The sequence below is a fragment of the Mucilaginibacter sp. cycad4 genome (assembly GCF_034263275.1).
Taxonomy (GTDB): domain Bacteria; phylum Bacteroidota; class Bacteroidia; order Sphingobacteriales; family Sphingobacteriaceae; genus Mucilaginibacter.
This window is the reverse complement of record NZ_CP139559.1, coordinates 3,161,452-3,184,586: the sequence shown is the minus strand read 5'-3', so window position 1 is coordinate 3,184,586 and position 23,135 is coordinate 3,161,452. Positions and strand designations below refer to the sequence as shown.

The 23,135-nt window shown below is 43.6% G+C and carries 14 protein-coding genes; 11 read left to right on the top strand and 3 right to left on the bottom strand.

What is annotated here, in order from left to right; all coding sequences use genetic code 11:
• Nucleotides 1-7 precede the first annotated feature (7 nt).
• On the top strand, nucleotides 8-2,734 hold the full coding sequence (ligD, locus tag SNE26_RS12740; RefSeq protein WP_321559736.1) for a DNA ligase D: 2,727 nt from the start codon (nucleotides 8-10) through the stop codon (nucleotides 2,732-2,734).
• A gap of 241 nt (nucleotides 2,735-2,975) precedes the next feature.
• Here the strand turns inward: ligD and SNE26_RS12735 are convergent, their stop codons facing one another.
• Nucleotides 2,976-3,482, bottom strand: coding sequence for a hypothetical protein (locus SNE26_RS12735; protein ID WP_321559735.1), 507 nt, complete (start codon nucleotides 3,480-3,482; stop codon nucleotides 2,976-2,978).
• A gap of 208 nt (nucleotides 3,483-3,690) precedes the next feature.
• Here SNE26_RS12735 and msrA point away from each other — a divergent pair, with 208 nt between their 5' ends.
• The 3 genes from msrA to SNE26_RS12720 all read left to right on the top strand — a co-directional run bounded on the left by msrA (nucleotide 3,691) and on the right by SNE26_RS12720 (nucleotide 5,995).
• On the top strand, nucleotides 3,691-4,299 hold the full coding sequence (gene msrA, locus SNE26_RS12730; protein WP_321559734.1) for a peptide-methionine (S)-S-oxide reductase MsrA: 609 nt from the start codon (nucleotides 3,691-3,693) through the stop codon (nucleotides 4,297-4,299).
• Nucleotides 4,299-4,817, top strand: coding sequence for a peptide-methionine (R)-S-oxide reductase MsrB (msrB, locus tag SNE26_RS12725; protein ID WP_321559733.1), 519 nt, complete (start codon nucleotides 4,299-4,301; stop codon nucleotides 4,815-4,817). The genes msrA and msrB overlap by 1 nt, the downstream gene beginning before the upstream one ends.
• 146 nt (nucleotides 4,818-4,963) lie before the next feature.
• Nucleotides 4,964-5,995 (top strand): class I fructose-bisphosphate aldolase, encoded by a 1,032-nt coding sequence (locus tag SNE26_RS12720; RefSeq protein WP_321559732.1) that lies wholly within the window; start codon nucleotides 4,964-4,966, stop codon nucleotides 5,993-5,995.
• A gap of 45 nt (nucleotides 5,996-6,040) precedes the next feature.
• On the opposite strand, the gene SNE26_RS12715 is transcribed toward SNE26_RS12720, so the two are convergent.
• Together SNE26_RS12715 and SNE26_RS12710 are read right to left on the bottom strand one after the other, a co-directional pair.
• Nucleotides 6,041-7,138, bottom strand: a complete 1,098-nt coding sequence (locus tag SNE26_RS12715) for an alginate lyase family protein (RefSeq protein WP_321559731.1) — start codon at nucleotides 7,136-7,138, stop codon at nucleotides 6,041-6,043.
• Nucleotides 7,139-7,145: 7 nt separating this feature from the next.
• Nucleotides 7,146-8,708, bottom strand: coding sequence for a M20/M25/M40 family metallo-hydrolase (locus tag SNE26_RS12710; RefSeq protein WP_321559730.1), 1,563 nt, complete (start codon nucleotides 8,706-8,708; stop codon nucleotides 7,146-7,148).
• A gap of 207 nt (nucleotides 8,709-8,915) precedes the next feature.
• On the opposite strand from SNE26_RS12710, the gene SNE26_RS12705 reads away from it, so the two are divergent.
• From SNE26_RS12705 to SNE26_RS12675, 7 genes are all read left to right on the top strand, one after another.
• Nucleotides 8,916-10,202: an esterase-like activity of phytase family protein gene (locus tag SNE26_RS12705; protein ID WP_321559729.1), complete on the top strand. Its 1,287-nt coding sequence runs from the start codon at nucleotides 8,916-8,918 to the stop codon at nucleotides 10,200-10,202.
• Between the two features lie 440 nt (nucleotides 10,203-10,642).
• Complete coding sequence (locus SNE26_RS12700; protein WP_321559728.1) at nucleotides 10,643-13,822, top strand: TonB-dependent receptor; 3,180 nt, start codon at nucleotides 10,643-10,645, stop codon at nucleotides 13,820-13,822.
• 27 nt (nucleotides 13,823-13,849) lie between these two features.
• Nucleotides 13,850-15,469 carry a RagB/SusD family nutrient uptake outer membrane protein gene (locus SNE26_RS12695; protein WP_321559727.1) on the top strand — a complete coding sequence of 540 codons (1,620 nt, stop codon included), beginning with the start codon at nucleotides 13,850-13,852 and terminating at the stop codon, nucleotides 15,467-15,469.
• A 70-nt stretch (nucleotides 15,470-15,539) separates the two neighbouring features.
• Complete coding sequence (locus SNE26_RS12690) at nucleotides 15,540-18,425, top strand: VCBS repeat-containing protein (protein WP_321559726.1); 2,886 nt, start codon at nucleotides 15,540-15,542, stop codon at nucleotides 18,423-18,425.
• 14 nt (nucleotides 18,426-18,439) lie between these two features.
• Nucleotides 18,440-19,102, top strand: coding sequence for a VCBS repeat-containing protein (locus SNE26_RS12685; RefSeq protein WP_321559725.1), 663 nt, complete (start codon nucleotides 18,440-18,442; stop codon nucleotides 19,100-19,102).
• Nucleotides 19,103-19,253: 151 nt separating this feature from the next.
• Entirely contained in the window at nucleotides 19,254-21,089 is a 1,836-nt protein-coding gene (locus SNE26_RS12680; protein ID WP_321559724.1) for a family 16 glycoside hydrolase, read from the top strand.
• A gap of 12 nt (nucleotides 21,090-21,101) precedes the next feature.
• Nucleotides 21,102-23,066, top strand: coding sequence for a hypothetical protein (locus SNE26_RS12675; RefSeq protein WP_321559723.1), 1,965 nt, complete (start codon nucleotides 21,102-21,104; stop codon nucleotides 23,064-23,066).
• Nucleotides 23,067-23,135: the final 69 nt, after the last annotated feature.

Here is a 23,135-nt window from a genome sequence, read left to right as displayed (position 1 = left end):
CACCACTATGAGCCTGGAAAAGTATGCAGAAAAACGCGATTTTAGCAAAACCCTTGAGCCCAAAGCGGGGAGAAGCAAAGATAAGGACCACCTGATGTTTGTGATCCAAAAACATGACGCATCGCGTTTACACTATGATTTCAGGCTTGAAATGGATGGTGTGCTTAAAAGCTGGGCCATACCTAAAGGCCCTTCAACCGATCCAAAAGTTAAGCGCCTTGCTATGATGGTTGAGGACCATCCTTTTGATTACCGGAATTTTGAAGGCCTGATCCCCAAAGGTGAATACGGCGGCGGTACCGTTATAGTTTGGGATGAGGGCACTTATGAACCCATTGAAGAAATCAAAGGCAAAAAAGCACAGGAAAAACACCTGCTTAAACAACTCGAATCCGGCTCGGTGAAAATCAAACTCCATGGCGAAAAGCTGGAGGGTGAATACGCCCTTGTTAAAACCCATGGTATGGGCGAAAATGGCTGGCTGCTCATTAAGCATAATGACCGATTTGCTTCGGTTAAAGACATTACCAAAGAAGATAAATCTATCCTATCCGGCAAAACCATCGAAAGTATGGAAAAAACCAGCGAAAAGGTTTGGCAGCACGGGCGTGAAGAGGATGTAGAAAAACCTGAAAAAACAGGTAAAAAAAAAGCCCTGAACGAACCGGTTGAACAACTGGAAAAGAAAGTAGATACCATCGATACGGAGGATTTTGATGTTGAGCAACTGCTTAAACAAGCCCCTGAATCAAAAGCGCCGACTAAGATAAAGCCAATGAAGGCCACTCTTGTAGATGAGCCCTTTGATGACCCCGACTGGCTTTACGAGGTTAAATGGGATGGTTACCGGGCTATTGCCATGATCGACAAGAAAGGAGCGGAGCTTATCTCCCGTAATAATCTTCCTTTCGATAAATATTATCCCATCAATAAATTGCTGAAAGATTGGCAGATCAATGCTGTAATTGACGGCGAGGTCCTGGTGTTGAATGATAAGGGAGTCTCCGATTTTGGAGCGCTGCAAAACTGGCGGAGCGAGGCCGATGGCAATTTGGTTTATTATGTTTTCGATATCCTTTGGTATGAAGGCAAAAACCTGATGGGATTGCCACTTAAACAACGCCAGGCTATCCTAAGTGCGGTTCTTCCTACCAATGACGATCGCATCCGCCAAAGCAAAGTTTTTGATACCGGCGGGATCGAATTTTTTAACGCCGCCGAAAGGATTGGCCTGGAAGGTATCATCGCTAAAAAAGCCAGCAGTGTTTATACTTCCGATCTCCGCTCAAAAGAGTGGCTCAAAATAAAAGTTCACCGCAGGCAGGAAGTGATCATTGCCGGCTTTACCAAAAATGCCGGCACCTCCAAATCGTTCAGCGCGTTGATACTTGCTTTATATGATGATAAGGGCAAACTACAGTATGCCGGTAAAGTGGGTACAGGCTTTTCTGATAAACTGCAGAAAGAGATGATGGAGCAATTTAAGCCGCTTATTACCGATAAAAGTCCGTTTGAGGTGGAGCCTGATGTGGATAAGCCGTCAAGGTTCAGGCCGCAGCGCTTAGGGGCCAAACCCACCTGGCTTAAACCCGAATTGGTTTGTGAGGTGGCATTTGCCGAGGTAACCGGCGATGGGGTATTCAGACAAGCCTCTTTTAAAGGGATGCGTACCGATAAAAAGACAAAGGACGTTGTACTGGAAACTCCGAAACCTACAGCAGAAACGGTAGAGGAGGCCGAAGGAGCTGATAATGATACACACGCTAAAGCCATTAAACCCGTGAAAAATACTGATCGGAAAACCCTGCTTAATCCGAAAGACGAAACCCAGGTACGCAAAATTTGCGGGCATGAGCTCAAATTTACACACCTGAGCAAAGTTTACTGGCCCGAAGATGGCGTAACCAAGCGGGATATGTTTAATTACTATTACCAGGCCGCTGAATATATTTTACCTTATTTAAAAGACAGGCCAATGTCGCTCAACAGGTTTCCCAATGGTATTCATGGGCCAAGTTTTTACCAAAAGGATGTGAAAGGTAAAGCACCCGATTGGATCACTAAAACTTTCCCGTACACCACCAGCGAAGGGGAGCATAAAGAATATTTAGTTGGGTCTGACGAATCTTATTTACTGTGGATGGCATCATTGGGGTGTATTGAAATGAACCCCTGGTTTAGCCGGGTGAAATCTCCGGATAATCCTGATTACTGTGTGATCGACCTCGACCCGGATAAAAACACGTTCGACCAGGTTATTGCGGCTGCTTTGGAAGTGAAAAAAGTATTGGATGCTGTAGATGTGCCGTCGTGTTGTAAAACATCGGGCTCAACAGGGATGCACATTTATATCCCGCTGGGGGCGAAGTATGATTACGATCAGTCGCAAATGTTTGCGCGCCTCGTGGTGGGCATTGTTCACAAGCAAATTCCCGATTATACAAGTCTGGAACGTATGGTAGCCAAACGAAATGGTAAAATGTATCTTGATTTTTTGCAGAACCGTCCGGGAGCTACCATTGCCGGCCCGTATTCATTAAGGCCCAAACCAGGTGCTACCGTTTCCATGCCCCTGCATTGGGACGAAGTTAAACCCGGCCTCACCATGAAAGATTTTACCATTTTCAATTCCATTGATCGCCTTAAAGAAACCGGCGACCTTTTTAAAGGTGTGCTGGCAAAAGGCATCGACCTGGAAAAAACTATTAAGAAGGCGAAGAGTGTGTTTGAGTGAAAATCAATAAAAATACGTTACTAACTCAGCAAGTCATGCAGAGCGTTTAAATCCGGTGAATTTTTTTAATTATGTCATGGGTAACTTGTTTCAGCACCCCATAAGAAAGGCAGGCGATTCGCTTAGCATGTGGCTTAGCGAGTGAGGTGTTGAAACAAATTCAACATGACGGTAGTTTTATTATTCACTATTCACTGTCTGAAGCTCTGACTTCGGACAGTGAATAAACCCCTATAACCCTTCAAGCCACAGCAGCCGACAGTATTATCCCATTATGTGCATTCACTACACCATTAGCATAGCCATTGCTATCTATGAACATCTTTTCATTTTCGATCAGGAAATGCGCCCCGCCAACAAAGAAATTGCCTTTAATGGTGACCACATGATCAGGGTGCTGCGCGTGGATTTCATTCAGCACATGGCTTGATAAGCCCGGGTATTCATGTGGGTCGAACTGGTAAACATCCAGTACAGGCTCATCATGACCGGGTTGGAATATCTTAATGCGGCCTTTAGTTACATCAAGACGGATATTAGCGCTGTTTTCATTGGCATTAGCACTTATCCTGATAGTTTCGCCGTTTTGAGCGTTGATATTGGCGTCGACGGTAAGCACTTTGCCTTTTTGCTCATTATAAAATGAAAGGATCCTCAAAAACTCAATATTACTAAGCCCATCGCTATAAGTAAGCGTATTTTGCTCGCACAAAAATATAGTAGTCCCAAAAATGAATGCATGTTTCATGACGGAAATTTTAATAGGTTAATTGATATTGATACAATTATCAAAATCTCAAAATGTTTTAAATTTCCCTTATTCTTTCAAAGGAAAACAACATGTTTTGTCAAACAACTATCACAAAGCATTAATATGGTAATTTTGCTCAACGCTACCTGTGCTTTTTACGTTAGTTGCTATAAATATGCATCGGATTAAAATCTATATGTTATACATGAAAAAAATAATTTGTTCAATAGCCGTGCTGTTAACGGTTTGTTTCTCCGTATCGGCATCTGCCCGTAAAAAAGTATTAGATACCGCCACTTTTGCTACCGGCTGCTTCTGGTGCACCGAAGCCAAATTTCAGCAACTAAAAGGGGTAGAAAAAGTGATCTCCGGATTTTCCGGAGGGCATGTGGCCAACCCATCCTATGAATTGGTTTGTACCGGTACAACCGGTCATGCAGAAGCCTGCAATATTATCTACGACCCCGCAAAAATCACGTATGACGAGTTGCTGGCTGCATTTTTTGTGGCGCATGACCCAACGCAATTAAACAGGCAGGGTAATGATGTAGGCACACAATACCGGTCGGCTATATTTTATCATAATGCTCAGCAAAAGCAAAAGGCCCAGTATTACATCACCAGGCTGAATGCCGAAAAAGCTTATAAAGATCCGATAGTAACACAGGTAGTTCCATACAAAGCTTTTTACAAAGCTGAAGACTATCACCAAAACTATTTTAACCAGAACGGCAGTCAGCCATATTGTAAATATGTGATCCAACCCGAGTTAGAAAAATTTAAAAAGGTGTTTAAAGATAAACTCAAGCAATAATGAAAACGGCATATATTATAGCAGCCCTGTTCTTTTTAGCTACAGGTGTATTTGCGCAGCAGTCCAAAACTATAAAAGGGCACGAAAACAATCCTTATTACTCCAATACCGATACCCGGCATTTGAATGTACCCAACGCCGAGTGGAAAAAGATCCTGCCGACTGCTTTGTACGCCACCGCGAGAGAACAGGAAACAGAACGCGCGTTTACCGGTAAATACTGGAATAAAGATACCAAGGGCACGTACTATTGCGCCGTTTGCGGCAACAAGCTTTTCCGCTCGGATGCTAAGTTTGCAAGTGATTGCGGCTGGCCAAGCTTTTATGAGCCGGTACGCAAAAACAGTGTGATCTACAAAGAAGATAACTCGTACGGCATGCAGCGTACCGAGGTGATTTGCGCCCGCTGTGATTCACACCTCGGGCATATATTTGATGACGGTCCGCCGCCGACACATAAAAGGTTTTGTATGAATTCTGTTTCTCTTGATTTTGTGCCTGAAGGGTTTGGACTGTAAGCCGCTGTGATAAGTACTAACGACTGATTTGTTGCATCAATTTACCTGCTAAAGTCATCCACAAGTAAACCTGCAATATTACCTGCCCCGCTTAAAACAAGTATGAATTAACTTGTGTTATTCAGCAACAATCAAGCAATTTACTTATGGAACTGCAAAGCCTGAAAAATATCGCAAAACAGCTGATGGCCGGGAATAAAGGCCTTTTGGCAATGGACGAAAGCACCGCTACCTGTAATAAACGTTTTAAAGCGTTGAATATCCCTCAAACGGAGGAGTACCGCCGCAAATACCGCGACCTGATTGTAAACACACCAAAGCTGGAAGAAGCAATAAGCGGAGCTATTTTGTTTGATGAAACAATAAGGCAAAGTACCGTGGATGGTAAGTTGTTTATCGATATATTGAAGGAGAAGGGGATCATCCCCGGCATTAAGGTAGATGAAAGTGCCCGGGATATGGATGGTTTCCCGGGAGAAAAAATAACCGAGGGCCTTGACGGCTTGCCGGAACGCTTAGCCGAATATTATAAAATGGGTGCCCGTTTTGCCAAGTGGCGCGCGGTGATTACGATAGGTGAAAATACCCCGACGAGCGGCAGTATCAAAGCCAATGCTTTTCTGCTGGCCCGTTACGCAATCATTTGCCAGGAAGCCGGCATAGTACCCATTGTAGAACCCGAAGTTTTAATGGATGGCGACCATTCACTTCAAACCTGTGCCGATGTAACCAATGAGGTTTTGCATACTGTATTTAACCAGTTGTACCAGCAAAGGGTGAATTTTGAAGGAATGATCTTAAAACCTAATATGATTGTGCCAGGCATTAAAGCTGCACAGCAGGATAGCGCAAATGTGGTAGCCGATGCTACTATCAATTGTTTTCTGCGTTGTGTACCAGCCTCGGTACCCGGCATCGCATTCCTTTCGGGCGGGCAATCTCCCGAACTGGCCTCCGAACGGTTAAACGCTATGCACATACGTTTCAAAGATAAAATGCCCTGGGCCTTAACATTCTCCTATTCAAGAGCAGTGCAGCAACCTGCTCTTGAAAAATGGGGCGGAAGCGATGAAAATATCGAAGAAGCACAAAGGTTACTTTACGAGCGTGCCCATATCAATACCATAGCCCGTGATGGCAAATATACACCGGCGATGGAAAAACACTCGGTAGCTTAAAGCAAAAAGCCGCCTTTTTCGGGCGGCGTTTTTGTTGAGTTGTTTTTATAACCCCTTAATCTTGTAATGGGTATAAGTAGTAAAACCTAAAAAGGTGTTATCGATAGGGACGCCGAGCGGCGCTTGTAAGCCTCTTAAATATTTTAAGTTATCGGTGTTATAATGGCCGTAAGCAACCTCAACACCCGGAAAAATGCGGCTGTTTAAGTTGCAGTAATCGCAGCCGGTTTTTTGCTCGTAGGCCTTCCGCATAAAATCATATCCAAGACTGATGTTTTTTGATCCGATTTCCCATAAACTGTTATCTCCCCTTATTTTGGCAATTGCAGCAGCATACGTATAGGCCGTTAACGAATATTGGTAATGCACACAGTCTTTACGCACGCATAGCTCAGGCAGGGTCCCGTCTGGTTGAATGATGTTGGGTAACTCTTTTACTAAAAGATCGTAGCCCTCCCGGTAAGCTGCCTCATCATTTAAAAATACCCCGATTGCCATTTTTGCATAACCTGCTGATGCGTCCCAGTTGTTTTTATAATCCGGGATCTTGTTAATGTAATTATCCTTTATGTTAATAAGATATTTACAAAACTGCTCAATATCAGCAGCAGCCCATCCGGCAGATTTGCCTTTAACTTTATAACACCTGATGATCTCGGCGGCAGCAACAAAACTCGGGGTAGTCCATGATGCTTCAAGATCGGGTTGGTTTGGATTGGTTTTCCCTTCCAGCAGGCCGTAATCTTTAAAGGCGTAAGCCCAACCGTTCAGTAAACCAATTGCTTTTTGGGCATAGTCTGTATTACCGGTAGCAGCCCAGGCCAATGCAAAGGCATAAACCAACTCACAATCTTTCCTGATCTGTGTTTTTGACGGCGATGTAGCCCCATTTGAACCTACTACGATGGTTGATGGAAATGAAGCTGGATACTCATGATCTTTAATAAAATCAAGCACCTTTTGGTAGGCCGCTGTACGCATGGTATCACCGGCTTTTAGCTGTGCGCTGATGAAGTCCAAACTGGCCCTGGTATTTAAAATACCAGGGTGCACAAATTTGGTTTTATTGTTTTCCTGTGCTCGCAGGCTAAAGCTTAAGAGCAGCATCAGGAATGCGAATAAGGTTTTTTTATTATATCCCATCTTCAGCTTACTTATCCAGTCCGCCGCGGCGCGTTGCTTTAATCTGCGCCGGCCATTTAATGCCTTCGGTTTTGGTATTAACGGTTTTTTGCGGGTCTTCGCTGGCCATGTAAGCCATGATGGCGGCTAAAATGGCGTTGTTTTTCAGATCGTCAAAAACCACCTTGTCGTAAGTGTCGCGGTTGGTATGCCAGGTATATGACCCGTACGACCAGTTAAGCGAACCCAGAGAAAAGCCGGGCGCACCAACAGCTACAAACGATGCAAAATCAGACCCACCGCCGCCTGGTTGACCAGGAAATACAGTTTTGATCCGGTTTTTGATGGTATCCGGTACAGCGGCAAGCCATCTGCTTAAATAATCCTTAGCTTCCACAAAACCCTGGCCGGTAAGGTTCACTACACGTCCGGTGCCATTATCCTGGTTAAACAGGGCTTGCAGATTACTAACAATTTCGGGATGGTCTTCAACAAAAGCACGTGAGCCGTTCAGGCCTTCCTCTTCGCTGCCCCAATGGCCTACCAGTATGGTACGTTTTGGGTGCGGATAGAATTTTTTCAACAAACGCATAGCTTCCATCATAGTTAGGGTGCCTGTGCCGTTATCGGTAGCGCCGGTGCCGCCATCCCACGAATCAAAATGGGCGCTTAGCATTACATATTCGTTCGGCTTTTCGCTTCCTTTGATTTCGGCAATGGTATTAAAGGTTGGCACCACGCCTAATTCTTTTGATTCGCAATGAATGCTGATCACTGGTTTGTCGCCCGATTCGCTCAGGCGGTAAAGCATGCCATAATCTTCCAATGCAATATCAACCGTAGGCACAATTTTGGTATAGGCAGCAAAGATCTTATCAACCCCAAAACCTGCCGACCAGTTATTGGTCAGGATCCCTGCTGCGCCCGCATTTTCCAATGCTACGGGTAATGTTTTATTGGTGAAGCCGGTTTTGCTGATGCGTTTTTTCCATGCATCGGTTTGGGCGGTACGTTCGGCCTTCATTTTATCAAACGATTCTTTCAGGGCAAACTCCTGCCAGTTATAATCGGGCCGGCCGGTTGGCTGCAGCATAGAGATCATTACAAACTTGCCTTTAACATTAGGCAGCCATTGCTGAAAAGCCACCGAATCGGCCACATCAGGCAAAATGATCACTTCGGCGATAGTAGTTTTTTTACCCATACCCGGGCTCCAGGCCAGTTGGGTGCCTTCTAATGATTTTGCCCTTGGCGACACCATATCAATATGCGATATGCCGCGTTCCCATCCGCGCCATTCGCCCCATTTTTCATTTTTAGCCTGAATATCCCAGCTTTTGTATTTAGCAACAGCCCAATCATTGGCCTGTTTCATTTGCGGCGTGCCAACCAAACGCGGGCCGATTCCGTCAAACAGTTCATGCGCCAGTTTTTCCAGTTGCGAGTTGGTGGTTTCTTCAGCCATGATGCTGTTGATAACCGGGTTAGTTGATTGTGCCGAAGCTATGCCGCTGCAAAGCAGCATGCCCAAAACAAAAGGCCTTGCCTTATTCCAAAGGTTGTTGCAGGTATAATGGTAAATATGTTTCATAAGGTTAAAAATATGAAAAAGCAGATGAGGTAATACGTTTTATCGGCAATGATATTGGTAAGTAACATAATTATTGCAAAACATTAAGTTGCTGATATGTTAAGATTCTATAGAATTTTACCCTGTATGTTAAATTATTGTTATATAATTAACAGTAGGTTTACATAAGACGGGTTCTTTTGTAAAAGTTAATCAATCGCACACCCAATGAAAAAACAACTACTTAGCCTCATCGCGGCATCTGCGGTGATCCTTTCTTCCTGCCATGACGATAACAAGGTAAACCCTTTCAGCTATCCTGATATGGCCGAGGCACAAAACCCGGCTATCCTTTTCACCACTGCCGACGGTGTGAAAGTATACAACGGAGGCTTTGGTTCGGCAGTGGCTGCAGATCCAAACCAGAAAGACGTGTTTTACCTGCTTACAGACCGCGGCTCAAACGTTGCCGGACAGACAGCTAATTCCATCATTATCGGTAAACCAGATTTTGATCCGCAGATAGGTAAATTCAGGTTAAAGGATGATAAACTGGTACTGGAGCAAACCATAGAGTTAAAAAATGCCAGCGGGGGGAAACTGAATGGTTTACCAAACCCGGACGGAATGGGAGCTTCGGGCGAAATTCCTTTTGATCTTAGCGGAAATCAGTTATCTCCAAGTGCCGATGGCATTGATTCGGAAGGTTTGGTTTTAGCGGCCGACGGTACTTTTTGGGTAAGTGACGAATACGGGCCGCATATTGTTCATTTTGATGCAAGTGGAAAAACCATTGAGCGCATCAATCCTTTTGGTACAGGAACGGGCGGCCGTAAAATTCCTGCAGTATTCGCCACCCGCAGGGCTAACCGCGGTATGGAAGGTTTAACTATAACACCCGATGGCAAAACATTGGTGGGCATGATGCAATCGCCAATGTATAACCCATCTAAAGCAAAGGTTGCTAATTCAACTGTATTGCGCATCCTTACCTTTGATATTGCAACAGGCAATACAAAACAGTATGCTTACCTTATGGATAATACGTCATTAACGGGTGTTAGTGACATAACCGCTGTTAATGCCACTACGTTTTTAACTATTGAACGCGATGGTAAGTTCGGAGGTGCGTCTACCGATCCCGCTACATTTAAAAAAGTATTTAAAATAGATATCAGCAATGCTACCGATATCTCCGATCCTGCAAACGGCGCTAACGGTAAATTATATAACACCAAAACTGTTGAAGAGCTTAATGATGCAGCCGGTTTGCAGGCCGCGGGTATTACCCCGGTTACCAAAACCCAGGTGCTTGACCTGCTTAAAGATTTGCCAAAGGTATATCCTCATGATAAAGCCGAAGGTTTGGCTTTATTGCCTGGTAATATCCTTGCAATATCAAATGATGACGATTTTGGTGTTGTTGATAACGGTAAAAATGGTTTTGCAGCTAAAATTCTGCCTGCTACCAATTCGGTTGACAGGAACAGGATTTATTTTGTGAAGCTCAAATAATCAGCATCTTTAAATTTATGAGGCATGCCGGTATTAACCGGGATGCCTTTTTTTGTTTATGGGGAATAATAACAAGCATTGCGCCTTATCAAAAGTTATTTTTTCAAGGCATGGTTTTCAATTTCAATGAAAATTGTTGTTAAAATAACATTTATAAACTAAGCGATATTTAACGTTTATGGATATTATTTTAACACGATTTCTTCATTTTATTGCTTGTTTTTATTGTTATTTTTTCTTAATTTATTGATTTGTAGTTGATTAAACAAAAATCACGCGCTTTTTTACTTATGTTAAAATAATACAAAAAACCACTCATATTGTATTACAATCGATTGTTTTCTGTAAGTACATTTACTTGGTGTATAATTACTTTGACAATAACTGTTAAAAAGTGATTATATGCATCAAACCAATTTTAACAAATTAAAGTAAAACGTATGAGAGGAAAACTACGCATCAAAAAAGTTGTGGCCTTAATCTGTACAAGTTTGTCATTCGTGTTGATAAGCCTGTCGGGGCATGCCCAAAGTAAACTGGTTACCGGTAAGATCACCGGTTCGGATAACGGGCTACCTTTGCCGGGTGTTACCGTTAAGATAAAAGGGAGTACGCAAGCCGCGGGTTCAAAAGCCGACGGTACTTACTCAATAACTGCCGGTAGTAATGAAACGCTTGTTTTTAGCTTTGTTGGCTTCTTAAACCAGGAGGTTGCAATAAACGGCAGATCTGTTATTAACGTATCACTGGTGCCCGATAATAAAACCCTTACCGAGGTTGTTGTGGTTGGTTACGGTACTACCAAGCGTAAAGATTTAACGGGAGCTATTAGCTCAGTTACAGCAGACCAGATCGCTAAGGTGCCGGTAACGGCATTAGATCAGGCTTTACAGGGCCGTTCGTCAGGCGTACAAGTGACTAATAATGATGGCGCACCGGGTGCAGGTGTTAGCGTACAGATCAGGGGTATTGGTAGTTTGGGTAACAATGATCCGTTATATGTAGTTGACGGGTACCCAATAACTGGCGGCCTTAACAATATCAACCCAAATGATATCGCTTCTATGGATGTATTGAAAGATGCATCTGCTACAGCTATTTACGGTGTAAGGGCATCAAATGGAGTTGTTATCATTACAACCAAAAAAGGAAAAAAAGATGGTGTGCAGGTATCATTGGATGCATACGCTTCACTTCAGACTGAGCCTAAAAAATATAAAGTGCTGAATGCGCAGCAATGGGCTACCTTGGCAAATGAGGTACATGCCGCCGAAGGTTTTACTGAATTGCCTGAATGGACTACTCCATCATCCCTGCACAATGTCGACTGGCAAGATGCGGTTTATCGCCAGGGGCTTAAACAAAACTATAATCTTGCCATTCGCGGCGGAAATGATAAAATTCAATCGGCTTTTTCTGCCGGTTATTATGATCAGAAGGGTATTGTACTTGGCTCATTCTTTAAAAGGATCAATCTGGGGATGAATATCGATTATAATATCAGCAATTGGTTAAAGTCATCAACAAGCGCCAAATTCTCAAGGCAAAATACCAAAAATCCATTCGGAACAGGTTCATTAGCACAATTGAGCGAATTGATTCCAACACTTGATGGCGGTAATAAGCTTACCAATGAAATTAAAGATTCAAAAGGTAATTATGGTTTCTTTAACCCGGTAAACATCTACACCAAAAGCTGGAATAATCCTGTTTACTCTATCGAAACACAGGATATCAAAAATTTACAGAATTACTTTTTAGGTTCTACCTCGTTGGAAGCTACCATATTTGATGGCCTGAAGATCAAAAGTAATTTAGGTATCAATACAAGCGATTTTTCGGGTTATTATTTTCAACCTGAGGACGACAGATCGAGCGAGCAATATAATTTAGGCGGCGCAAACCAGCTGAGTGTTTACTCGCAAAATGCAAGTAACACATTTGAGTGGCTGTGGGAAAACACCATTTCATACAGCAAAACATTTGGTCAGCATGCTATTGACTTTGTTGGTGGTGTTTCTGAACAGGAAAATACCGGCCGACAGATAGGCGGCAGCGGTAACAATTTACCAAGTAACGCTATTAGAGATTTAAGCCAGGTGCAAAATCTTGTTGCCTACGGCGGTCAGCAAACCTATTCGCTGGCATCACAGTTTGCAAGGTTAAACTACAAGTTTGCCGATAAATATCTTATTACGGCTACTGTAAGGCGTGATGGTTCATCTAAATTTTACCAGGGACATAAATACGGTACTTTCCCCTCAGGTTCGGTAGCCTGGAAAGTTAAGGAAGAAGCATTTTTAAAGAATGTTAACTGGCTTTCCGATCTGAAATTCCGTGGTAGCTATGGTACCGTGGGTAACCAGTCAAGTATCGGCCTTTTCCAATATTTGGCGCGTTATACTTCTGGTGGCCCAGCTTCTTCTGGTTCAAACGTTGGTTATCCGTTCGGTAAGATCTATCAAAGCGGTTTGGCACTTACCAACCTTGATAATGTTAACCTGAAATGGGAAACATCCAAACAAACCGACATCGGTATGGATGTAGCATTCCTGAACAACAGCTTGACTTTAACTGTTGATTATTATAAAAAAGATTCGAAAGATTTCTTGTTAAACCTGCTTACCCCAGCCCAAACGGGTTTTACATCGGCAACGCAAAATGCCGGTAGCATCAGCAATAAAGGTTTTGAGTTCGCTTTAAATTACAGGCATGCTATCAGGGATTTTAACTACGGTTTAGGTTTAAACATTACTACGGTTAGCAATAAGTTAGTAAGCATAAACAAGAATACTCAGTTTATTACCAACCTCGTTAACCTGCCGCTTCCGGCAAATGGCTGGGCAACCTTTAGTGAAACAAATATAGGCCAGCCGGTAGGTGAATTTTACGGCTACCAATCGGTAGGTATCTTCCAAAACCAGGCCGAAATTGACGCGCTGAACGCTAAATCGCCTACAGGTCATTACCAGGTAGCTACTACACAACCCGGAGATCGTAAGTTTAAAGATATCAACGGTGATGGTCAGATCACTGCCGATGATCGTACCAGTTTAGGCAGCCCGATCCCTAAATTTTATGGTGGCTTAAACATCGACCTGTCATACAAAGCGTTTGATTTTAACGCATTCTTTTATGGTAGCTATGGTAACAAGATATTCAATTACCAGGAGCGTAACCTTGAAAGTTTCCAGGCGCCAGGCTTTGTGGGTGTTGAAAACGTTAGCGAGCAGTATTATTTAAACCGCTGGACGCCAGCTAACCCGTCAAACCGCTTTGCAAGAGCTACCTATAATGATGATGTTAGCGCCAATAACGTAGCATCAAGCGTATATGTTGAAAATGGCAGCTACCTGCGTTTAAGGAACGTTACATTTGGTTATACTTTACCTGCCGCACTTACTAAAAAGATGAGTGTAAGTAAAATCAGGTTCTATATAGCAGCTCAAAACCTGTTCACGATTACCAAATACACCGGTCTTGATCCTGAAATTGGACAAGCCACCGGTACCGATCCTATTACAGGGGCTACTATCACCAACCCAACAGGTTCAGGTATCGACTTAGGTACTTACCCTTCATCAAAATTTTACACCTTAGGTTTAAATGTAACTTTCTAACTAAACATTTAACATAACAGTAAAGAAATGAAATTCAACAAGAAATATATATACGTACTTTCAGTTGGACTGGCAGTATTGCTTCCATTGAGCTGTAAGAAAAACTTTTTGGATCAAACCGATTCACAGCACCCTACGGCAACCACTTTGTTTGATAAACCAGCCGATGGCATTGCCCTTGTAAACGCTATTTATGATACCTATCAAAATGCCGATCTGTTAAAAAAGTCAATTTGGTATTATGCAAATTTTCAATCGCATGACTTTTTTAACTGGGGTAACGACAGGTTCTATAATACCTACGCAATTCCCTCAACATTTGGCGCTATCGAAGTGTTCTGGACTCGTGCTTATGTTGGTATAGCCCGCGCAAACTCGGCGCTGCCTATCATAGCAAAAATGAAAGCTAATGGTGTGTTAACCGCAGCCCTTGCTGATAGGTTAACCGGTGAAGTTTACTTTTTACGCGGCATGACTTACTATTATCTGGCCGCAAGTTTTGGTGGTGTTCCGTTAGAATTAAAAGACGGTACCAACCTTGGTTTAACGCCAAGGAGCACGCAGGATCAGGTATTTACCCAGGTTGTTTCTGATTTAACAGCCGCAGCAGGTTTGTTACCATGGAAAGAACAACTGGATGATAAGGAAAAAGGCCGCGCAACCAAAGGTGCCGCTTTAGGTTATTTAGGAGCAGCGCAAATGTGGCTTAAAAAATATGCAGATGCTTTAGCTTCATACAATCAGTTAACAGGCAAGTATACCTTGTTGCCTAATTTCATTGATGTAAATGAGTACGACAAGCAAAACAACGCTGAGTCGCTGTTTGAAGTACAGTTTGATGTAGCCGGTACTCAAAGCTGGGGAGCAAGTAATGAAGTTGCCTGGATCAGCACCTTTGGTATGCCTGAGGAGGTAACCAATTTTGGTTATGATTATGCTAATTCTGCATTGGCAAGTTCTTTTCAGGACGGTGATTTACGTAGGATTGCTACCGTTATTGGTCCAGGCGATGAAAATCCAAGTCCGGGCATAAAAGCGCGTGGCGGTATTAAATCATACCCGCTGGTAATATCTGGTTTTGCAAGCACAGATCCAGCTGTAAAAGCGAAATATACCGGTGATGATGGAAAGATCATCAATACCTGCGGTACAAAAACACGCCCATGGGTTGGCTCGGATAACACGCAGTTGAGAACCGGTTATTATAACGAAAAATTCTGGAGAGATCCTACATTGGTAGGTAACTCAGGCGATCAAACGATCTTTGGCGCTCAAAACCAGGTTCTGTTGCGTTATGGCGAAGTTTTGTTAAGCAAGGCTGAATGCCAGGCCCGTACAGGCGATGCCGCTGGGGCATTGGCTACCTTGAAACAGGTCCGTGACCGTGCTTTTGGTGGCTCTGCTCCGGCAACTTTCATTAGCGATGGTAAAATTATAACTGATCCTTTGCAAATGATTTACAGTGAATACAGACACGAATTATCCGGTGAGTATTCAACTTTTTATGATTTGAGGAGAGCTGGTGTAGCTACCGAATTTGTTAAGAATGTGTACGGTGTAACTATACCTGCCGGTCGTGAATTGTATCCTATCCCTCAGTTTGAAATAGGCCTTAACCCTAATTTAACTCAAAACCCGGGTTATTAATATAGTTTGTTTTTGCTAAGAGGGTTTCTTCCAACCGGGAGAAACCCTTTTACTATTATAAGTTTCGTCGATGAAGAAAATTTTATCCATCGTTATACTATGTTCATCTGCCTTATTCTCCTGTAAAAAGCCTTCACTTTTTCAGCAGGTTTCATCTTCGCATTCCGGTATTCATTTTAAAAATGAGATTATCGAAAACGATTCGATAAACCCCTTAGACCTGGTGAATATTTATAACGGCGGGGGCGTAGGGGTTGGCGATTTTAATGGTGATGGCTTACCCGATTTATACTTTACGGGCAACATGGTGTCAAGCAAGTTATACCTCAATAAAGGTGATTTTAAATTTGAAGATGTCACCGATGCCGCCGGCGTAAATGGCGCGGGCCGATGGGGAAGGGGTGTTGCTGTAGTTGATATCAACAATGATGGATTACCGGATCTTTACGTTTGTAATACCATTACCAAAGATTCGCTGAAAAGGCGGAACATACTATACGTTAACCAGGGGAAGGGCAGCGATGGGATTCCTCATTTTAAAGATGAGGCTTCAGAATACGGTCTGGAAGCAGGGGCACAATCAACCATGGCCAGCTTTTTTGACTATGATAATGATGGCGACCTGGATATGTACCTTACGGTAAACAGCGCCACAGCAAGTTATAACCCAAATTTATTCGGAAATTCAAATTATACGGCAAACCATAGCCGCGGAAGATTATACCGTAACGATTGGGATGAGAAATTACAGCACGGTGTATTTCATGATGTATCTGCGCAGGCAGGTATTAACCTGGATGGCTACGGCCATGCAGCCACAACTGTCGATTTTAACAACGACGGGTGGAAAGACATTTATGTATCGGATGATTTTATATCAAACAACATCCTGTACATCAACAACCATGACGGTACTTTCATCAATCGTACCAAAGAATATTTCAAACATACATCCTACAACGCCATGGGGCAGGATGTTATCGATATCAATAACGACGGTTTGCCCGATGTGGTTGAACTGGATATGAACCCGGAGGATAACTATCGCAAAAAGATGATCCTCGGCCCTAACAGTTACCAAACCTATCAAAACTTTGATATTTATGGTACACAATATCAGTACGTGCGCAATACCCTGCAATTAAACCAGGGGCCGCGTTTAGGGCAGAATGGTGCTATTGGCACTCCTGCTTTTAGCGAAATAGGTTTTTTAAGCGGCATTGCCCAAACCGATTGGAGCTGGACACCGCTGATCATCGATTTTAACAACGACGGCTACCGGGATATGATCGTAACTAACGGCTTCCCTAAAGATGTGTCAGACCATGACTTCATGACCTACCGTGAGCAGGCCTACGCCGTTACCTCCAAACAAAAAGTTTTGGATCAGATTCCCGAAATCAAGCTGCATAACTATGCTTTTGTAAATAACGGTAACCTTACCTTCAGCGATGTAAGTAAGGACTGGGGCTTAAGCCTGCCAACTTTTTCAAACGGGGCTGTATACGCCGATCTGGATAATGATGGCGCCATGGATATGGTGGTAAATAATATCAATGACGAGGCGCTGGTTTACCGCAATACATCGCGCGATGATAAAAATAAGCTTGATAAAACCCACTACCTGCAAATAAGTTTTAAAGGGGATAAGCAAAATATTAACGGCTTAGGTGCTACGGTTGAGATCTTTTATGATAAAGACAAAAAACAGGTATATGAAAACGATCCCTACCGGGGATATATTTCATCGGTACAGAGTATCGCGCATTTCGGTTTGGGTAAAGTTACCTCGGTAGATTCGGTGTTGATCAAATGGCCGAACGGTAAAAGAGAAAAGCTGACTAACGTAAAAACAGATCAACAAATAAAGGTTGATATAAATAATGCGAAGGAATCTTATTACCTGATTCAGCCGCAAATAGCCGCAAATGCCTTGTTTAAAGAAGTAACAGACTCCATAGGGATCCATTATACCAACAAGGGAAGCGGTTTTCTTGATTTTAATATCCAGAAACTACTGCCGCATAAACTTTCGGAGTATAATCCGGCTTTGGCTGTAGGGGATATCGACGGCAATGGCTTTGACGATTTGGTCATCGGCGGCACCGCGTACGATCAGGCGCAGGTTTTTTTCCAGATGCCCGATGGTAAATTTAACCGCCGCAACCTGTTAACAGGCAATATTAATCCTGCCCATAATTTTCAAGATGAAGGTTTGTTGCTTTTTGATGCCAACGGCGATGGCAAGCTTGATTTATATGCAGCCAGTGGAGGTTACGAATTTGCAGCAAATGGCCCTGAATACCAGGACAGGCTTTATATCAATGATGGCAAAGGCAATTTTACGCTTAGTGCTGATGCTTTGCCTTCAAACCTCACCAGCAAACTTTGCGTACGGGCTTGTGATTATAATAAAGATGGCAAGCCCGACCTGTTTGTATCAGGCAGGGTTGAACCATGGAAATACCCCAACCCGGTTTCGAGTTTTATTTTACGGAACGATGGCGAAAATGGCCATGCAAAATTTACGGATGTTACAGCACAGGTAGCCCCGGCTTTGAAAAACATAGGCATGATTTGCGATGCCCTGTTTACCGATTATGACAACGACGGCTGGCCCGACCTGATCATGGCCGGCGAATGGATGCCGGTAACATTCCTTAAAAATGAGCATGGTAAGTTTGTTAATACCACGGCTCAATCCGGCCTGGGCAATAAGCTGGGCTGGTGGAACTCGTTAGTGGCCGGAGATTTCAGGCATACTGGTCGCACGGATTATATTGTAGGGAATCTGGGCGAGAATAGCCTGATTAAAGCCAGTGAACAATATCCTGTTTGCATTACAGCTAAAGAATTTGATAAGAGTGGCATCTACAGCGCGATTCCGTCTATTTTTCTGCCTGATGAAAAGGGGACAAGAAAGAATTTCCTATGTACGGTCGCGATGATATGCTGAAGCAAATGATCAGCATGAGAAAAAAGTTTACCAATTATCGCTCGTATGCTTTGGCAACTATGGATGAGGTGCTTTCACCTGAACAAAAGAGCGGGGCACTACGGCTGAAAGCCAATACGTTACAATCATGCTTTTTAAGAAATGATGGCAATGGCAAATTTACTGCTATCCCGCTGCCGGTTGAAGTCCAGGTTTCGGTATTAAACGGTATGGAAACCGGTGATTTTGATGGAGATGGAAACCTCGATGTAGTTATCAATGGTAACGATTATGGCAGTGATGCTACTATCGGGCGTTATGATGCGCTCAACGGTTTAATGCTGAAAGGTGACGGCAAAGGCAACTTTAAACCGTTAAGTATTATGCAAAGCGGTATTTATATTCCGGGGGATGGTAAGGCCCTGGTAAAGTTCCGCGATAAAAATGGGCAGGTAATATTGGCCGCCAGTCAGCATAAAGATGTTTTAAAAATTTTCAGATCAGAAAATAAAACAAAAACTATCCCGGTAAAGGCCAATGATGTTTATGCCCTGATCAAATATAAAAACGGCAAAACCTCGCGACAGGAATTTTATTTTGGCTCATCTTTTTTGTCGCAATCAGCAAGGTTTATACAGCTTAATGACAAAATGCTAAGCGTTACCGTTTTTGATGACAAGGGTAATCAAAGGCGGTAAATTAGGTATTTTACCCCCGGGAAAAATTATGCCGCATAATGATTAAAATATTTTTCGTAATCGATTGCGTAAATTAATTATCTTGCGTTGCTAATGTAAGGCCGCATTATTATGCGCTTTAGCCAATAAACCATATTATAATTAAAAATCAATGCATTGCTTTAATCAATCTCCTAAACTCTTCGGCAGAAAAAAGTTTTGGATAGCATGTGTTTGCCTGCTCGGTTGCCAGCAACTCCGGGCGCAAAACACGGTATCTCTTAATGATCTTTCTTTTTTTGATAATCCGTCACCCAACTGGAAAGTAGCAGCCAGCGCACAGGCTGATATTGTACAGGATGAGGTTTTCACCATTAAAGATGGCAACGGAATTTTGGTAAACCTGCCTGGCAAAAAAGGTGCGAAAGACCTTTTTACCAAAGCTGTTTACGGAGATGCCGATTTGGAGCTCGATTATATGATGGCTAAAAGCTCAAACTCCGGCATTTATTTGCAGGGACGTTACGAGATTCAACTGCTGGATAGCTGGGGAACAGTAAACCCAAAATCGGGAGACAACGGCGGTATTTACGAACGCTGGGACGATAGCAAGCCCGAAGGACAGCAGGGCTACGATGGCCATGCGCCAAGACAAAATGCCAGCCGTGCGCCGGGTTTGTGGCAGCACATGAAAATTTCGTTCCAGGCGCCGCGTTTTGATGGCAACGGGCAAAAGATCAGCAATGCCAAGGTGCTTTACGTTTGGTTGAACGGTGTTTTGATCCAGGATAATGTAGAGCTTGCCGGGCCAACCCGCGGTGCTTTTGACAATAAGGAGTCGGCCACCGGTCCGCTGCGTTTGCAGGGCGATCATGGGCCGGTAGCCTTCCGGAATATTCAGATAATCAGCTATGATAAACCGCATCCAGTACTTTCAAATTTGAAATATTGGGTTTATAAGGGTGGTGATATAGCGGGTAATGGTTATAAGAAACTAAAACCCGAATCTGAGGGGGCCTCGTCCGTATTGTCATCAAACCAAAGTAAGCTAAGCAATGATTTTTTGATTCGTTATACAGGTAATATACAAGTTAAAGAAGCTGGTGAATATGCTTTTAAACTGAATGTGCCAGGCGGTAAAGGGACATTGCGTATTAACGGCGCCGATGCGGTTGCGTTAACCGAAAACAAGGGTGAGGGCAAGATCCGGTTACAACCCGGCGATCATCCGTTTGAATTACTCTACTCAAAAACTGTTGATTGGGCAAAACCGGCTTTAGGACTTACCGTTTCAGGTCCTGGTATTCGCGAGTATTTATTGAGCGATGCTAACGTTAGCAACAATGATCCTGTTGATCCTATTTTGATTAATGCAACTTCAAACACCGTATTACGGAGTTTTTCCGATTTGCCGGGAGGCATCAGGGTTACCCATGGTGTAAATGTGGGCAGCCCTGAACTGTTGCATTACACTTACGATTTGGATAAAGGGATGATTGTAGAGATCTGGCGTGGTGGTTTTTTAGATGCTACCCCCATGTGGCATGACAGGGGCGATGGCTCATCTCGCCCGGCTGGTTCTGTACAATACCTTGGCAAACCTGTACCTGCTATCGAAAAGCTGAGTGATGCCAATGCCGCCTGGGCTTTGGATACTGCCGGTACGGGATATAAACCAAAAGGCTATGTTTTGAATGCCGACGATGTTCCGGCATTTAAGTACAATATTTATGGCACTTCGGTAAATGATGCCAGCAATGTAATGGATAAAGGCCAGGGCATCCACCGGGAAATAACCCTTGCCAATGCAGTAGACGGCCTGTTTTATCACCTGGCATCTGGCAATATCGAAACGCTTGGTAATGGATTATATGCCATTGATGATAAATCGTACTATATCCGCATTGACGATGCCGCTGGGGCAAAACCTGTGGTTCGGGACGCGGGAGGGAAGCAGGAGCTTATCATCCCTATCCAAAAGAAATTAACCTATTCTATCATTTTTTAAGCTGCCTTGATCATGAACAATACTTTAAAACAAATGATAAACAAGGGCACGTTTTTATTTACGCTTGTAATTATCGCGCTGTTAAGCGATATCAAAAATACCTTTGCCCAGGCCGAATCACCTAAAGAAGATGACTTTTTTAAGATCATGAAAGTGCCCGCGCCTGAAGGTACTATACTTGAGGTTGGTGGCTTATGCACACTGCCTAATGGTACTTTAGCTGTAACCACCCGTCGCGGGGATATTTTTATGGTCGAAAACCCAACTGGTCAGCACCCATTCTTCCGTAAGTTTGCTTCTGGGTTGCATGAGGTTTTGGGAGCTGCCTGGAAAGATGGTGCTTTATATGTGGTTCAGCGTGGCGAATTGACCAAACTGGTTGATACCAATATGGATGGCAAAGCCGATGTTTTTGAAACCATTTATGCCTGGCCATTATCGGGTAATTATCATGAATACAGTTTTGGGCCTAAGATAGCGCCCGATGGCTCATTCTTTGTGACTTTGAACCTTGGCTTCCCTCCCGATTGGTGGCACCCTAAAAGCTTTGTGCCTTACAGGGGCTGGGCTTTAAATATTAAAGAAGATGGCACCGTTATCCCATGGGCTGCCGGTTTGCGTTCGCCTTGCGGTATCAGTATGATTGATGGCGAGCTTTGGTATTCAGATAACCAGGGCGACTGGGTGGGCTCAGGCAGTATTATGCCGATCAAAAAAGGTGCTTTCATGGGGCATCCTTCAAGTTTGGTTTGGACTGGTTTGCCTAATTCGCCATTAAAACTTACGTCCGAGCAATTCTTTGCCAAAAATAATCCCCGAATAGAGTTTGATAAAAATGGCCAACCTGTAAAGCCGCAGGACATAGTTAACGAAAAATTTAAAACGGAGTTCGAGGCCAAAAAGGAAATCCCTGAATTACAACTGCCCGCGGTTTGGCTGCCTCATGGCATTTTAGGAATTTCAAACTCCGAGATCGTTAAAATCCCGGAAGGCGCATTTGGTCCGTTTGCGGGGCAGCTACTGGTTTGCGACCAGGGACAGAGCATGGTAGACAGGATCTTTTTAGAAAAAGTTAACGGCGAATACCAGGGCGCGGCCTGGGCTTTCAGAAGCGGTTTCCAGTCAGGCATAGTAAGGCTGGCCTGGTTACCTGATGGTTCATTGGCTACTGGCGAAACCAACCGTGGCTGGGGATCGGCAGGGGAGGCCACTATGGGATTGCAGCGATTGGTATGGAACAATAAAGTTCCGTTTGAGATGCGCGCTATCCGTGCTATGCCCGACGGTTTTGAGATAGAGTTTACCAAGCCGGTTGATAAAAAAGTAGCTGAAGACATTGCTTCATATTCTGTAGAAAGCTATATCTATAAATACCATGGTGTATATGGCAGCCCGCCGGTAAATACCGAAAAATGCCCGATAGCAGGTGTGAAGGTATCTGCAGATGGTTTAAAAGCGCGATTGATTGTGAATAACCTGCGTAAATATTATATCCACACCATTACGCTTACAGGTATCCGCGATAAAGAAAACTATTTCAATTTAGTTCATCCAACGGCTTATTACACACTCAACAACATCCCCGAAGGGCAAAAACTTTCAATGACGGAGGTAAGTAAGGTAAACTCTGCCAAAGCTGTTGGGGCGACCGATCTGAAAAAAGGCGTTGCGGGTAAAAAAGGTGCGGCGGTAAAATCTGCAGCTGGATTAAATGCCGTTCCTACTTATGCCGAGGTACAGCCGATTTTGCTGAAAAATACTTGCCTTTCGTGCCATAATGCTACAAAAAGGCAGGTTGGCCCAGCGTATGTGGATGTAGCCAAACGGAAATACAGCGTGGCCGAATTGATCCAACTGATCCGTAACCCGAAGCCTGAACATTGGCCCGATTATTCAACACCGATGCCGCCGATGCCGCAGGTGCCTAAAGATGAAGCACGCAAGATCGCGTTATGGATCAAATCGCTGGCTAAATAAAATTTGAGGAAATTTAATGCTGAAGTCGGAAAGCTAAAGCTGTTGGTATTGGTTAATTACTGTTTAGGA